A 15,445-nucleotide genomic window follows, 5' to 3' on the forward strand; every position below is an offset into this window, starting at 1 on the left:
TAGCTGATAGCTGATAGCTGATAGCTGATAGCACCGTAGGTTGGGTAGAGTGAAACGAAACCCATCACTAAACTAACATTAAACAAAACACTTTTATTTTTGTTCTTATAACGATTAATTGCCTGACCTTACTTACCCACATACGCTTTAATAAACAGAGAAGGATTTGTTTATGAAACTCGAAGATATCCGCCGTGAATACCTACAAGACGCGCTAAGCGAAGATACGTTGCAAGATGACCCATTTAAACAATTTGAAACGTGGCTTGAGCATGCTGTGGGCAGTAATATTCCAGACCCAACGGCCATGGTTGTGGCAACGGTTGATGAAACCGGGCAGCCTTCGCAACGTATTGTGCTGTTAAAACACCTTGATGATAACGGGTTTGTGTTTTTTACTAATACAGGCTCTCGAAAAGCACAAGAGCTAAAAGGTAATAACAAAATATCGTTGCATTTTCCATGGCACCATATGGAGCGCCAAGTAATTGTGTACGGCGAGGCTAAACCGTTACCTACATCTGCCGTGGCAAAATACTTTTTATCGCGCCCTAAAGAAAGCCAATTAGCAGCATGGGCGTCGCAACAAAGCAGGCCCGTGTCGTCGCGAAAAGTACTTATGGCAACCTTTGCGAATATGAAAAGCAAGTTTGCCAAAGGTGAAATTCCATTGCCAGATTTTTGGGGGGGGTACTGTGTAGTGCCTACTAAAATTGAGTTTTGGCAAGGCGGCGCTCACCGTCTACACGACCGCTTTATGTACCAGCGCCAAGATGATAATAGCTGGCAAATAACACGCTTAAACCCTTAAGCGGTTTACGCTATGAAATTTATAGACTCCCACTGCCACCTTGATTTTACTGAGTTTGACGCAGAGCGCGAATCACTTATAAAAGCGTGTGTGGCAAAGGGCGTAGAGCGCTTTATTGTGCCGGGTATTAGTTTGGCGCAATCTAAACAGTTAATTGAGTTTAAAAGTAAATACCCACAAGTGCATATAGCCGCAGGGCTTCATCCTTACTTTTTAGCTGATCATAAAGAGTCTCATCTTGCGCAGCTGTTTGATTTTGCAAAAGCAAATATTAACCAGCTTGGGGCAATAGGTGAGTGTGGGCTTGATAGAAGTATTGAAGACCTTACAAAGCAAACGTGGTTATTTGAGCAGCAAATAACTATTGCTAATGAGTTAAATTTGCCACTTATTATCCACCATAGGCAAAGCCATGATTTAATTGCGCAATCGTTTAAACGTTGTAAGCCAAAATATGGTGGGGTGATACATGCGTTTTCGGGGTCACTACAGCAAGCGCACTATTATATTAAACAGGGCTTTAAACTAGGTGTAGGTGGGGTTATAACTTACGAGCGTGCATTAAAAACCCGTAATGTTATTGCTCAAATTGAGCCACAGCATTTAGTGCTCGAAACCGACTCGCCCTCAATGCCACTGAGCGGGCATCAAGGTGAAATTAATACGCCGCTACATATTCCAAATGTATTCAACGTACTATGTAGTTTAAAACAATGTAGTGACAAAAAGGCGCTTGCTAAAGCGCTTTATGATTCTTGCTCAGAGGTTTTTTGCATATAGCGGTTTACCTGCCAACGTTTTAAACCACGCCCCAATTGCCAAGTAAAAATACACGCAATAACCAGCATTAATAAAACTTGCCTACCTAAATCGTGAAAATGACTGTGGCTGTTCGATATAGCTGCACGCGTTAGATACGTTACAGACACAAAGCCAATAGGACGGTCATCATCACTTATAACAGGCTCTACAAAAGGGGTTTTTAGTTTACTTATTCCTGGAGTCGACTCTGGAAGTTGACCTAAAATGTGGTGCGACTGCCAATTATCGCTACTGGCAACTAAAATGCCTTGATGATCATAAATGGTAGCCGAAAGTACAAATTCGTCTTTAGCTATATCGTTACATATCGCATTTAGTTCGGGTTTGTTTTTTTCTATCAGTGGCGTTTTAACATTTAATGCCATAAATTGGGTTAAACTTTTTGCCGTGTTATCGGCGCTATCGTACAACAATTGATGACTTTGAAAGCTACTATTTACACCAACCCAGCTAAGCAATACAAAACAGCCCGCAGCTAGCAATAACCGCAAGAGTCGCTTTTTTTGTGATGCTGATATTGGATTTTTTAGATGGTTATTTTTCATAGTCACCGTATATGCTGCTGACAGAATTTTGATTTGATGTTACAACTACTACTATAACCTTAAACTGACCCTGATGGCGAATTTAGCACTATTTTCATCAACTTTTTTAAATCAGGTAAATAAAAATAAACACGGAGATCCCATGTCGCAAATCAGCATGGCACAGCTTATTTCACAGCAATCATTATCAATGTTAACGCTTAACCAATGGTTTGCTCATAAAAATGGGGTTTTTACGCTGTTTGACGGTGTACCAAATACACAAGACGGGTTATTTAGCATTGCGTTTGCAGGTGATTTTAATGCAACGAGTATAGATACATTCATTCAGTTTTTAGCTCACCATGGGCAAACGGTTACTGCGCTTTGCCAATACCAACCTGACTTAGGGTTATCACCAGCACTGTGCTTTTATACTCAAAATACAATGCAATCTATCAACCCACTAACGCTTAAAGCGTTTTCAGAAACACTAGAATGTCAACTAGTACAAATTAATACCCCGCCTAACCTATACGAGCCAGGCTTGCTAGTGATGGATATGGATTCAACAGCGATTACTATTGAATGCATCGATGAAATAGCGCGCTTAGCAAATGTTTATGATGATGTAGCATCCGTAACTGCACTTGCCATGGCGGGTAAACTTGATTTTAGTGAAAGCTTAAATCAACGAGTAGCTAAGCTTAAAGGTATTGAAAAAAGCCTTATAGATGAGTTAAAAAGTACCTTACCACTTATGCCAGGCATAAAAGCTTTATGCCAAGTATTAAAACATCACAATTGGTATTTAGCTATTGCCTCTGGTGGTTTTGTACCATTTGCAGAGCGTGTTCAGCAGCTTATTGATTTAGACGAAGTACATGCAAATGTGCTTGAATTCGAAGACGATAAGCTAACAGGTAAAGTGTTAGGTACTATTGTAGATGCACAGCAAAAGGCAATTATTTTAGAGTCCTTGCAGGCTAAGTTAGGTCTCAAAACAACACAAACCGTGGCGATTGGCGATGGCGCTAACGACCTTGTTATGATGGCAAAAGCTGGCCTTGGTGTTGCAGTACATGGTAAACCTAAGGTTGTTGGACAAGCGCAAGCCGCTATTTGTAAAGGCTCGTTATTACAGTTACTTTATATGTTAGCTATTCCGCTAGGTAAAAAGTAATAGTGACTGTTAAACCGCTTAGCGAGAGCGGTTTAACCAAATCAGTTTCCTGCGTCCCATTTGGTCAACCTTTTGTTGATCGAACTCAAAATGGCTCAACGCTTCTTCGGTAATATCAACCACATCACCTACACCTGTTACAGACCATAAAGCTTCTTCTAACTCTTTGGCTTTATGCAGAGCGTATTGGCTAACATAGCTAAGCTCGTTAGAGAGGTAGTCAGTATCTGGGCGACCGGTACGTGAAATATATAAACGCATAACAAATATAATTTCGGATTTAATCCCTTTGCTAATTTGTTCGTTAAAACTGCTGTAATCTTCACCGAGTATGCACTGACTTTGGATTGCATCGGTGGCTTTATCTTTACGGGGATCAAAATTGATTGCGAGCGTAAACGCAAGCGGTGGGTCTTGCCTGCTGCGATCTTTTATATTTGGCGTGATCACATTTAAAATTTGCTCGTCTGTTAATATACTCGATACATCTGTTTTATTACTAAGTAAGCCAAAGTTTTGCAAAAGTACATGCAGCGGGTTTGAATAAAGACCGTACCCAATTGCGCCCACTTTAAAATGTGCCGCTTCTTTATGTAAATACAGCGGGAATTGGCAAACACTTTTAGTGACCATGTTTCTTAATGCGGTTGAAAGCCCTTCTATTTTAGGCGCTTCTTCGCTTGCTTTTAATTTATTTTTGTTATTTTCAATTAACTGCGTAAAAAAGCTAACGCCTGCATGAGGTAAATCAGCCACTCTATTTGCTTTTAAATTAACGGTGGTCAGTGATTTACTAATGGCCATAACTTCATACTTGAGCTCGCCCAATTTATGTTTTTTAGTTATTTTTTGTAACTCAGGAAATGTTAAAAGGACGATATCGCCTTTTTTAAAGTTAACAGGCTGATCGCACTCTAGCTGCAGTCCCATAACTGAAAAATCACGAGTATGTCCGTTAAGCACCGTATCATTTATATGCAATTTAACGTCGGTTTTATATAAATAGCGCTTATGAGAACGTAAATTTACATACTCGAGCGCAACAATGTCTAAATAGGGAGCTGTTTTATGCTTTGCATGACCAAAAAGCTTAAGCTGATTAACAAGTGCCTTATCGTAAGTTCGCGCTTTATAATGAGCTTGCTCAACACTGTTACCTATACTGGTTAGCACCACAATATATTTTACGTCTTTTACTAGTCCTTCAACACGTGGGGAGGGCGGCTTATTGAGTTTTTCAATATTACTGCCCGCAGAGTTAGGCAGTGAAAGCGGTATGTATGCATCATCAGGATGACTTGGCATTATTTGAATTTTAAAACACTGCCAGCTTTCTTTTTGGCTACCAAATCCCAAGAATAAATCACGAAGTTTTGGGTTTTTATTAAGTTCGGTTCGTGTTGCAGAGTAAAAATAAACTTTCCCTGATGAGACGTGAGTAAATGTATACAGGTAATCTTCTTTTACTGCGGTTGTTTGTGTTAATAGTTCCGACACACGTTTGTGGTTAAGTATGTTATATAAACAAGGTACACTTTTTTCATCGGTAAAATAACGCTGAATAAAAATATTGTTTTCAGTGGTTAAGCTTAAGCTAGGATAATACTGGTCATCTTTTTTACTTAAAAACACATACAACGAAGTAACTCGAGGTATGTAATATTGCTCATACCCCTTAGATACAACGGCATCAAGCGTGTTATCTAAATTAACTTTGTAGCGGCGTTTATTTCCGTGGATAAAGCTTTCTAAAAAGTTATCAAAGGCTTCATTATTCTCAACATAAGTTCGCTTTAAGCGAATATGGTTGAATTCACGTGAAATATTCTCAACGGCAACCACTTCATATTGAATACCATTTTTTAAACCTAGTTCAAAGTCTTGCTCTAGGCCCACCAAACGCATTGCTATTAGTTGGCCTTTTCTAATTATATTTCGCTTTGCAAGCTTAATTTTACAGCCACTCAAAGAGATATCAGAGGTACTTGCCTTAATATTTTTGTTATCGTTATATTCAATTGTTACTTTAATTGAATAATTCATTCTTTCTTCTGCGCGGCTTTCGTAAGATGCAAACTTTATTACATTGGTATTTAGTAAATCTTCTTGCTCTTGCTTATTCCCTTTTTCGGCGGCTTCTTTTTGCATTACACGGTGATTATTTTCCGTATTCATAACCGCTTCATAGACAGCAAGCGTGTATTCGCCATGCTGTTTTAGAGCATTTTCAAACACTTCAATAGCCGTTTCATCCATAAAGTGCTGTTTACCGTTGTGTTCGTAAGGTTTTACTTGCCCTGTAACTAAACCACGTAGATCGATAAAGCGCGCAACAGGCTGAGAAAGGCGCGACATTTCCATTTTAATCAAAAACTGCTCAGGCTTTGTAAGCTCTGCTGTTTTTGATTTAAAAATTAGGTCAAACTTAGCGTTGCCTAAATATTGTTTTAGCTCATTCACGAGGGACTCGTGTTTGAGCATGATGTCATCAGCCATTTATAAAACCATCACCGTCTCTTTGAAAAGTAGGTATACTATTAAATCCATTTATTAGAAATTCAATAAACGTAAATCATGCTATGTTATTAATATAGGTACGATTTTTTGAGTAACTACAATTTAGTCTTTGTTATTATGTGTTATGCGCCATTTTATTGGCAAGTTACTTTTATTCAATTTTAAAGCAAAAACTGTGCCCTAAGATATATAAAAGCAAAACAGTTAATTAGGTAATGATTGTGGCTTAAGAAATTTCCACAGGCAAGCTATGTTGCTATGTAAATAGGTGAAATGGCAAAATAACAACAAAACAATACGTATTTTTAAATTCAATGATTAATAAATAAGGTTATTAATGGCTAAAGCGGCAAAAGTAGAGTTTGTTTGTACAGAGTGTGGCATGAATTACCAACGTTGGCAGGGACAATGTCGCTGCGGTGCTTGGAACACATTAGCTGAATTTAAACCCTCAGCAGGGCAAAGCAAAAAAACTGCAGCAAGAGCAAGTGTTGGCGGCTATGCCGGCGGAGTTGGTGGTGGTTCTAAAAAAATTAATGATATTGCGACCGTTGAAGCCGAAAAACAACTCACTGATATAGGCGAGCTGGATCGTGTGTTAAGTGGTGGTGTTACTACGGGCTCGGTAAATATTATTTCGGGCGATCCGGGTGCGGGTAAAACAACGCTTTTATCTGACTTAGTCGCAAGAATGTCAAAGCGTATGCCATCTCTATACTGTACAGCAGAAGAGTCTTTGTCGCAGTTTAAAAATCGCGTTAACCGCTTAAAGCTAGACTATGACGCCGACGAGCTTTATTTACTCTCAGAAACTAGCGTTGAAACCATTATTGAAGAGCTCGATAAAAATAAAATTAAGTTTGCAGTTATTGACTCTATTCAGGCTGTTGTTACCGATACAGCAAATGGTAGTCCGGGCTCACCTTCACAAGTTAAAAGCGCAGCTCAAGCGCTTACCCAGTATTGTAAGCAAAATGACGTGACTATGTTTATTATTGCTCATGTGAATAAAAACAATGAAATAGCAGGCCCGCAAACCTTAGTACACATTGTTGACGCGCTATTACACATAGACACTAATGATGGACAAATTCGTACCTTACGTGCCAATAAAAACCGTTTTGGTGATATTGATACGGTCGGTATTTTTAAAATGTGTGAACGCGGAATGTTAAGTGTAGACAACCCAAGTGAGATATTTTTGTCGGGGTCGACAACTGACTCTCCGGGTTCGTCTATTACCTGTATCCGTAAAGGTAATCGTAATTTATTACTAGAAATACAATGCTTAACAACAGAAACCGAAGCTGAATTTCCACAGCGCGTCTGTGTGGGTTTAAATATGAACCGAATAAAAATGCTTACCGGTATTTTACGCAAGCATACAAAAACTAAAATATTTCATGACACCTTTTTTAATATTGTAGGTGGTTTAAAAATTGATGAGTCAGAAACTTGCATAGATTTAGCGCTCGTTACCGCACTGCTTAGTAGCTTGAATGAATTTGTTGTACCACGCACAACGTGTATTATGGGCGAGCTTAGCTTAAATGGCGATGTCCGCCCAATAGACAGCGGTGTACCTCGAGTCAAAGAAGCTGCGCAGCATGGCTTTACAGAAATATTTATCCCGTTTCGTAATTACCATAAATCAATGGAAGGCTTAGGCGCTAAAATAACTCCAGTAAAAACGGTACATGAGTTATTGAGCCTAATTAATTAACGCTTACAGCGGTTGCTATGCAATGTTACTCTTAAGCAAGTACAATTTTTATAAAAAATAAAATAAGGAAATAACATGAAAAAATTAATAATAGCAGCAGCGATTATTGCCGCAGGTGTTGGCGGCGTTAGCTATGCTAACTATGTTGCAACCCAAGAGGTTCGTGCTGAAGTAGACAAGCAGCTGGCCATGGTGAGTGAGCAAACGGGTGCAACATTTAAATATGCTGGCTTATCAGCAAGTGTTATTTCAAAAAGTGTTGAAATTACAAACATGGAAGTAATAAGCCCTGAGGGCGAGAGTGTTGCCAACGTTCAAAGTATTGAAGTTAAAGGCTACGAAACTGATAAAATTTCACCGCATACATCGCTTGATGTAAAAAATCTGACACTGAGTAAAGACTTTATTGCCACACTGCCAGCTGACACAAACGCAATATTAGCGTCAGCAAGTTACAACCTGCATTCATCTTTAGATTATAATGAAGAGTCGGGTGAGAGCGATATGGTTGTTAAGCTCAATGCTAAAGATGTGATTAGTTTTAATATGGATATAGGATTAGCTAATTCTAAACCGCTTATGGATACGTCGCTTGCTATGAGCAAAGAGCAAAAGCAAGCGGGCGATACCCCTCTAACTTATGAGCAGCAGCTGCAACAACAAACACGTATGATGCAAGCAATGAGCAAACTTGAACCACGTAACGCAAGCTTTGTCATAAATAACCAAGGGAAACTTAAAGAGTTATTTGAAAGTGAGCTTTCAAAGCAAGGTATGACTATTGAGCAAATGCAAACAATGCTAGCCCAGCAGTTAGAGCAAGCGCCTATTACGGAAGAAATTGCTAGTGCGTTAACAAGCTTTGCAAGCGGTTTAAATTCGTTAACTGTTTCAGCAAAGCTACCTGAAGGCCAAACTATGATGGAAGTTAACCAGCAGTTAATGATGCTAGCTGGTAAGCCAGAAGAACTGGTTAAGTTTATAAATTTAGAAGTTAAGGGCGACTAATCACGATAAGTTGCTAAATCATAATTTAAAAAGCCGCACTTGTTTAATCAAATGCGGCTTTTATTATAGATAATGTTTAGTGAAGAATACGCGCTCTAATTGTTCCTTCTACTGCACTTAGCTCTTTTAGTGCTACTTCAGAGTGGTCGGTATCAACGTCAATAACCACATAGCCAATTGCTTCATCAGTTTGTAAGTACTGAGCCGCTATATTGATACCGTGCTGCGCAAACGCTTGGTTAATTTGCGTAAGTACACCAGGGCGGTTGTGATGAACGTGTAACAAGCGGCTGCGGTTAGCAAGCTCTGGCAGAGATACCTCAGGGAAGTTAACAGCCGTAATTGTTGAGCCGTTATCTGAATATTTAGCTAATTTACCAGCCACTTCAATACCAATATTTTCTTGGGCTTCTTGTGTTGAACCACCAATATGCGGGGTTAAAACAACGTTATCGAAGTCACGTAGTGGCGAGATAAACTCTTCATCGTTAGATTTAGGTTCAACGGGGAAAACATCGATTGCTGCACCGCTTAGCTTTTTCTCAGTAAGTGCTTCTGCAAGGGCGTCAATATCAACAACCGTGCCGCGCGAGGCGTTAATTAAAATGGCGCCTTGTTTCATTACAGCAAGTTCAGCTGAACCAATTAAGTTTTTAGTTTGCGGTGTTTCTGGCACGTGCAAACTAATTACGTCAGATCGCTGAAGTAGTTGAGTAAGGTTATGCACTTGTTTTGCATTACCGAGTGTTAGCTTATCTTCAATGTCGTAAAACTCGACGTTCATACCAATGTTTTCAGCCATGATACCGAGTTGAGTACCAATATGGCCATAGCCAATAATACCCAAGGTTTTACCACGAGCTTCAAACGAGCCTGTTGCTGTTTTTAACCACTCACCACGGTGAGCCGCAGCATTGCGCTCAGGGATCCCGCGTAGTAAAAGCAAAATTTCGCCAAGTACTAGCTCTGCAACAGAGCGAGTATTAGAAAATGGGGCGTTAAATACTGCAATGCCACGTTCGCGAGCACTATTTAAGTCAACTTGGTTAGTACCAATACAAAAACAACCTATAGCAATTAGCTTTTCTGCTGCATTTAAAACAGCTTCATTAATATGAGTTCGAGAACGCAGACCTACAAAGTGCGCGTCTTTTATACGCTCTTTTAGCTCGTTTTCAGGCAGCGATGTTTTAACGTAGTCTATATTGCTGTAACCATTTCGTTTTAGCGTTTCAACTGCGCTTTGGTGCACACCTTCAAGCAAGAGAATTTTAATTTTGTCTTTTGCTAACGATACCTTACTCATAACCTCATCCTATTTAATTTGAGGCCCATTTATAGTGCCGATAATTACTTTATCAGCACCACGCATCGCAAATAGGCCATTGGTAACTACGCCAACAATTTGATTTATATCTGTTTCAAGTTGTTTAGCATTGGTAATATTTAAATTATATACGTCTAAAATAACGTTACCGTTATCGGTAACTACACCTTGGCGATAGACTGGATCGCCGCCTAATTTCAATAATTCACGTGCTACGTAGCTGCGCGCCATTGGAATAACTTCAACTGGAAGTGGGAAGTCACCCAATGTGTCTACTAGTTTTGTGTCGTCAACAATACACACAAACTGCTTAGCAACTGCAGCCACAATTTTTTCACGGGTAAGTGCTGCACCACCGCCTTTGATCATTTCGTTTAGGGCGTTAATTTCATCCGCGCCGTCTACGTAAACATCGAGTGCATCTACCTCGTTTAGCTCAAATACTTCAATGCCGAGTTCTTTTAAACGTGCAGTTGAGGCTTCAGAGCTTGATACAGCGCCTACCAAGGTATCTTTAACGGTGCCAAGGGCATCAATAAAGTGATTAACGGTTGAGCCTGTGCCTACACCTACGATGGTGTTTTCTTTTACAAACTCGAGTGCAGCCCATGCGGCTGCTTTTTTTAATTCATCTTGTGTCATTATTTTGTGCTCTTGTATGTCAAACGTGTGCTGCAAGCATGTGAATAATCACATCACCAGCAGTAATTTTTGCTCGGTGTTATTATAGTTTTAAGTGGTACGTCCCAAGATTCTACTGGTAATAAATCCACTTTTTGGCACTCATGTGCAAGGCCTATAAGTTGCGGTTTTTGCCAGTTTTCATCATGTAAACGAGCCAACGTTCTATCGTAAAACCCACCTCCCATTCCTAAGCGATTACCTTGGTTATCGAATGCAACTAACGGCATAAGTAAATAGTCAAGCTTGGGTAAAGGGCATATTTGACTGCAATTTAGCTTAGGTTCAAAGATACCATAGCGATTTGCCCTCATGGGTGAGTTTTTCTCATAGCGCTGAAACAATAAGGTGGCGCCATTAAATGGGTGTATTACTGGTAGGTAAATAACGTGATTTAAGCTCCATAATTCTTTAATTAACAAGGAGGTATCAAGTTCCCCGTCATTACTTAAATAAATGGCGATATGCTGGCTTTTAGCTGTTTTTTTTGATTTTAAGTATTGAATAAAATTCATACTTAATGATTGAGATGCTAAATTTTGCTGTTCACTAGACAGATTATTACGTAATTCGCGAATGGATTTTCTTATTTGGGCGCGTGATTCGCTCATTTTTTAAACTTACTACTTAGTTAAAAAGAAACCAGATCAGGAAATGCCAAGTACACCGCAAGTATAATAAGCAACGTAACAACCGTAGCAATTAACGAATAAAGCAATGCATTACTGCGTTTTTTAGGCTGGGTTATTAGCTCATCTTCAAGCAATAGCTCTTCATCTTGCCATTCGTCTTCATCTACTTCAGGGTTTTTTGTTTGGTTTTCGGGTAGGCGCTGTTCTAAGTCTTCGAGTTTTTCTTCTAACCTAATTAAGCTGCTAGTTATGTAGTCTAACGCATCAAAAATGCGTTCATCTCGCTGGCTATCACTTACCGTTTGAGTGGCTTTTTCTGTACTTGTTGATACCGCTTGAAGTTTACTTTTAATGCCCAAACCCACAAGTAGCTTAGCTTGTTTTAACGCTTTGTTTTTATCGCTAGGCGCAAATAAAGGCTTACCATTAAAAAATAAGGCTACTTTTTCTTCTGAGATCTTTAGTTTTGCCGCTAGGTTTGTACACGCTGTTTTTGTGTCAACGTTATCAGCGAGTCCAGCAAACATAACGCGAAAATTATCGGTCATTTAAATATCCCTAAAGCTTTATAATTTAATGAGTATATACCTAAAGTATAAAAAAGTTCGAGGACCAATTAATAGTTATTTGTATAACCATAAATTAGCAGTGTTAAACAAAATAAGAAGCTATAAAAAACGGCCCTTAAAAGGACCGTTTTTTTATTGCTTTGGTCTTAAAGACCTGAAGCTGCGCGAAGTGCTTCAGCTTTATCTGTGCGTTCCCACGGGAATTCGTCACGGCCAAAATGGCCGTAAGCTGCAGTAGGAAGGTAGATAGGGCGCTCTAAATCAAGCATTTGAATTAAGCCGTATGGGCGTAAGTCAAAATGTTCACGAATTAGTTCGATTAAACGTGCTTCTTCTAACTTACCAGTTCCAAACGTTTCAACACTGATTGAAGTAGGCTCTGCAACACCAATTGCGTAAGATACTTGTAATTCACACTTGTCAGCAAGGCCAGCAGCCACTACGTTTTTAGCCACGTAACGTGCAGCGTATGCAGCTGAGCGGTCAACTTTTGATGGATCTTTACCAGAGAAAGCACCACCACCGTGACGTGCCATACCACCGTAGGTATCTACGATGATTTTACGACCAGTTAAACCACAGTCACCCATTGGGCCACCAATTACAAAGCGACCTGTTGGGTTAATGAAAAATTTAGTTGCGCTTGTGATTAATTCAGCAGGAAGTACTGGCTTGATGATTGTTTCCATCACTGCTTCAACTAAGTCATTTTGTGAGATATCTTCGCTGTGCTGAGTTGACAGAACAACTGCGTCAATACCAACTGGCTTGCCATTTTCGTATGCAAAAGTAACTTGAGATTTTGCATCTGGACGTAACCAGTTAAGCTCGCCGCTTTTACGTACTTGCGCTTGACGTTGAACTAAACGGTGAGAATACGTGATAGGTGCAGGCATTAATACTTCTGTTTCGTTACATGCGTAACCAAACATTAAACCTTGGTCACCAGCGCCTTGTTCTTCTGGGCTAGTGCGGTCAACGCCTTGGTTAATATCAGGAGACTGTTTACCAATTGTGTTTAAAATTGCACACGAGTCTGCATCAAAACCCATGTCTGAATGCGTGTAGCCAATTTCACGTACTGTTTTACGTGTAATCTCTTCTATATCAACCCATGCGCTAGTCGTGATTTCACCACCAACCATAACCATACCAGTTTTCACGTATGTTTCGCACGCAACGCGGGCATGAGAGTCTTGCTCTAGGATAGCATCAAGAACCGCATCAGAGATTTGGTCGGCGATTTTATCCGGATGACCTTCAGAAACAGATTCAGAAGTAAATAAATGTTTTGCCATTGTATTTCTGCTCACAAATATTGCGCTTCACAAACGTCGGTATTAGCGCTAAAAAATTAAGGGGCGTATTTTATCTAAAACAAAACATCTTGCATAGTGTTTTTACGCCTAGACGTCTAAATAAAATTAGTTATGACATTATGGTCTTAAAAAATATTCATAATACCTCATTTTTATAGGGTTTTTAATTGCACACAGCCCCCACAATAAGTAAGAATGGTCGCAATAACAGTGCTCATATAATTTGAGTACATAAACGAACACATAAATACCCGCGCAAATACATATATAAGGTAGGAGAATTCATGCCATCTCGCAAAGAACTTGCAAATGCTATTCGCGTCTTGTCAATGGACGCAGTACAAAAGGCCAAATCTGGTCACCCTGGAGCCCCTATGGGCATGGCTGATATCGCAGAAGTATTATGGCGCGATTATCTAAAACATAATCCATCAAATCCAGAGTGGGCAGACCGAGATCGATTTATTCTTTCAAACGGCCACGGTTCAATGCTTATCTATTCTTTATTGCACTTAAGTGGTTATGATTTACCGCTGGACGAAATTAAAAACTTCCGTCAAATGCACTCTAAAACACCAGGTCACCCAGAATATGGTTATGCGCCAGGTATCGAGACTACTACGGGCCCATTAGGTCAAGGGATCACAAATGCGGTAGGTATGGCAATTGCTGAAAAAGCGCTTGCGGCACAATTTAACCGTGAAGGACACGACATTGTCGATCACCATACCTACGCATTTATGGGCGACGGTTGTTTAATGGAAGGTATTTCGCATGAAGCCTGTTCACTTGCCGGCACATTAAGCCTAGGTAAGCTAGTTGCTTTTTGGGACGACAACGGTATTTCTATTGATGGTGAAGTTGAAGGTTGGTTTAGCGATGACACACCAGCACGTTTTAAAGCGTATGGTTGGCACGTAATAAGCGGCGTTGATGGTCACGACAGCGATGCGGTAAGTGCTGCGATAGCAGAAGCAAAAAGCGTTACTGATAAACCAACGCTAATTTGTTGTAAAACAATTATTGGTTACGGTTCACCTAATAAATCAGGTAGCCACGACTGTCACGGTGCACCACTTGGCGATGACGAAATTAAAGCGTCTCGTGAGTTTTTAGGTTGGACAGGCGATGCCTTTGAAATTCCTGAAGACATTTACGCACAGTGGGATGGAAAGGCCAAAGGTCAAGAGCTTGAATCAAGCTGGGACGAAAAGTTTGCAGCCTATGCAAAAGCACACCCAGAGCTTGCCGCTGAATACAAACGCCGTACAAATTCAGATTTACCTGCGGATTGGGCTGAAAAGTCTCAAGCGTACATTGAAGAGTTACAAGCAAACCCAGCGAACCCAGCGTCACGCAAAGCGTCACAAAATGCATTAAATGCATTTGGCCCATTATTACCAGAATTTATGGGGGGCTCTGCCGATTTAGCCGGCTCAAACTTAACAATTTGGGATGGCTCTAAAGGCCTAACTGCTGACGATGCAAGCGGAAACTACGTTTACTACGGTGTGCGTGAGTTTGGTATGTCGGCCATTATGAATGGTATTGCGCTTCATAAAGGGTTTATTCCATATGGTGCAACGTTCTTAATGTTTATGGAGTACGCACGCAACGCAGTGCGTATGGCTGCATTAATGAAGCAACCAAGCATTTTTGTATACACGCACGATTCTATTGGTTTGGGTGAAGATGGTCCAACTCACCAACCAGTAGAGCAAATTGCCAGCATGCGTTTAACGCCTAACTTATACAATTGGCGCCCATGTGACCAAGTTGAGTCGGCAATTGCATGGCAACAAGCTATTGAACGTAAAGACGGTCCTACATCGTTAATATTTACACGCCAAGGCTTAGAGCAACAAGCGCGTGACGCACAACAATTAAGCGATGTTAAAAAGGGTGGTTACATTCTAAGCTGTGATGGCAACCCTGAGCTAATTATTATTGCAACAGGCTCTGAAGTGCAATTGGCACAAGATTCAGCTACTGAATTACGCAGCCAAGGTAAAAAGGTACGTGTTGTATCTATGCCATGTACTGATGCGTTTGAAGATCAATCGCCTGAGTACAAAGAAAGCGTATTACCAGCAAGCGTTTCACGCCGCGTAGCGGTAGAAGCGGGTATTGCAGATTACTGGTATAAATACGTAGGCTTAAATGGCGCAGTAGTGGGTATGACTACTTTTGGTGAGTCTGCACCAGCTAACGAGCTATTTGAGCACTTTGGCTTCACAGTAGAAAACATTGTAAGTAAAGCAAAGGCACTTTTTAATCGTTTTGATTAAGTAAGTTAAGCAATTTAAGAACCCGCATATATTTGCGGGTT

13 protein-coding genes are annotated in these 15,445 nt (G+C 40.2%); 6 read left to right on the forward strand and 7 right to left on the reverse strand.

The window, feature by feature from the left end; translation table 11 throughout:
• Positions 1 to 172: 172 nt before the first annotated feature.
• The gene (pdxH, locus tag AC27I2_RS02225) at positions 173 to 811 is read left to right on the forward strand and encodes a pyridoxamine 5'-phosphate oxidase (RefSeq protein ID WP_487203408.1); all 639 of its coding nucleotides are present in this window, start codon (positions 173 to 175) and stop codon (positions 809 to 811) included.
• A gap of 12 nt (positions 812 to 823) precedes the next feature.
• Positions 824 to 1,591 (forward strand): TatD family hydrolase, encoded by a 768-nt coding sequence (locus AC27I2_RS02230; RefSeq protein ID WP_487203409.1) that lies wholly within the window; start codon positions 824 to 826, stop codon positions 1,589 to 1,591.
• Here AC27I2_RS02230 and AC27I2_RS02235 read toward each other — a convergent pair.
• Positions 1,558 to 2,178: an AhpA/YtjB family protein gene (locus AC27I2_RS02235; protein ID WP_487203410.1), complete on the reverse strand. Its 621-nt coding sequence runs from the start codon at positions 2,176 to 2,178 to the stop codon at positions 1,558 to 1,560. The genes AC27I2_RS02230 and AC27I2_RS02235 overlap by 34 nt on opposite strands.
• 142 nt (positions 2,179 to 2,320) lie before the next feature.
• On the opposite strand from AC27I2_RS02235, the gene serB reads away from it, so the two are divergent.
• Positions 2,321 to 3,340 (forward strand): phosphoserine phosphatase SerB, encoded by a 1,020-nt coding sequence (gene serB / locus AC27I2_RS02240; protein WP_487203411.1) that lies wholly within the window; start codon positions 2,321 to 2,323, stop codon positions 3,338 to 3,340.
• An 18-nt stretch (positions 3,341 to 3,358) separates the two neighbouring features.
• On the opposite strand, the gene AC27I2_RS02245 is transcribed toward serB, so the two are convergent.
• Positions 3,359 to 5,836, reverse strand: coding sequence for a PilZ domain-containing protein (locus AC27I2_RS02245; RefSeq protein ID WP_487203412.1), 2,478 nt, complete (start codon positions 5,834 to 5,836; stop codon positions 3,359 to 3,361).
• Positions 5,837 to 6,194: 358 nt separating this feature from the next.
• Here AC27I2_RS02245 and radA point away from each other — a divergent pair, with 358 nt between their 5' ends.
• Both radA and AC27I2_RS02255 read left to right on the forward strand, forming a co-directional pair.
• On the forward strand, positions 6,195 to 7,580 hold the full coding sequence (gene radA, locus AC27I2_RS02250) for a DNA repair protein RadA (protein WP_058403046.1): 1,386 nt from the start codon (positions 6,195 to 6,197) through the stop codon (positions 7,578 to 7,580).
• Between the two features lie 75 nt (positions 7,581 to 7,655).
• Positions 7,656 to 8,588, forward strand: a complete 933-nt coding sequence (locus tag AC27I2_RS02255; RefSeq protein ID WP_138528891.1) for a hypothetical protein — start codon at positions 7,656 to 7,658, stop codon at positions 8,586 to 8,588.
• A 76-nt stretch (positions 8,589 to 8,664) separates the two neighbouring features.
• Here AC27I2_RS02255 and serA read toward each other — a convergent pair whose 3' ends face one another.
• The 5 genes from serA to metK form a co-directional block, all read right to left on the reverse strand.
• Positions 8,665 to 9,894 (reverse strand): phosphoglycerate dehydrogenase, encoded by a 1,230-nt coding sequence (gene serA / locus AC27I2_RS02260; RefSeq protein WP_487203413.1) that lies wholly within the window; start codon positions 9,892 to 9,894, stop codon positions 8,665 to 8,667.
• Positions 9,895 to 9,903: 9 nt separating this feature from the next.
• A complete protein-coding gene (gene rpiA, locus AC27I2_RS02265; RefSeq protein WP_487203414.1) occupies positions 9,904 to 10,557 on the reverse strand; it encodes a ribose-5-phosphate isomerase RpiA in 654 nt (217 codons plus the stop codon).
• Positions 10,558 to 10,610: 53 nt separating this feature from the next.
• Positions 10,611 to 11,207 (reverse strand): 5-formyltetrahydrofolate cyclo-ligase, encoded by a 597-nt coding sequence (locus tag AC27I2_RS02270; RefSeq protein ID WP_487203415.1) that lies wholly within the window; start codon positions 11,205 to 11,207, stop codon positions 10,611 to 10,613.
• Positions 11,208 to 11,227: 20 nt separating this feature from the next.
• Positions 11,228 to 11,776, reverse strand: a complete 549-nt coding sequence (locus AC27I2_RS02275; RefSeq protein WP_138528887.1) for a hypothetical protein — start codon at positions 11,774 to 11,776, stop codon at positions 11,228 to 11,230.
• Positions 11,777 to 11,943: 167 nt separating this feature from the next.
• The gene (metK, locus tag AC27I2_RS02280; protein ID WP_058403040.1) at positions 11,944 to 13,095 is read right to left on the reverse strand and encodes a methionine adenosyltransferase; all 1,152 of its coding nucleotides are present in this window, start codon (positions 13,093 to 13,095) and stop codon (positions 11,944 to 11,946) included.
• 305 nt (positions 13,096 to 13,400) lie between these two features.
• On the opposite strand from metK, the gene tkt reads away from it, so the two are divergent.
• Positions 13,401 to 15,404: a transketolase gene (gene tkt, locus AC27I2_RS02285; RefSeq protein ID WP_487203416.1), complete on the forward strand. Its 2,004-nt coding sequence runs from the start codon at positions 13,401 to 13,403 to the stop codon at positions 15,402 to 15,404.
• Positions 15,405 to 15,445 lie beyond the last annotated feature (41 nt).

The sequence above is a fragment of the Pseudoalteromonas sp. NH0006-46 genome, from assembly GCF_057547735.1.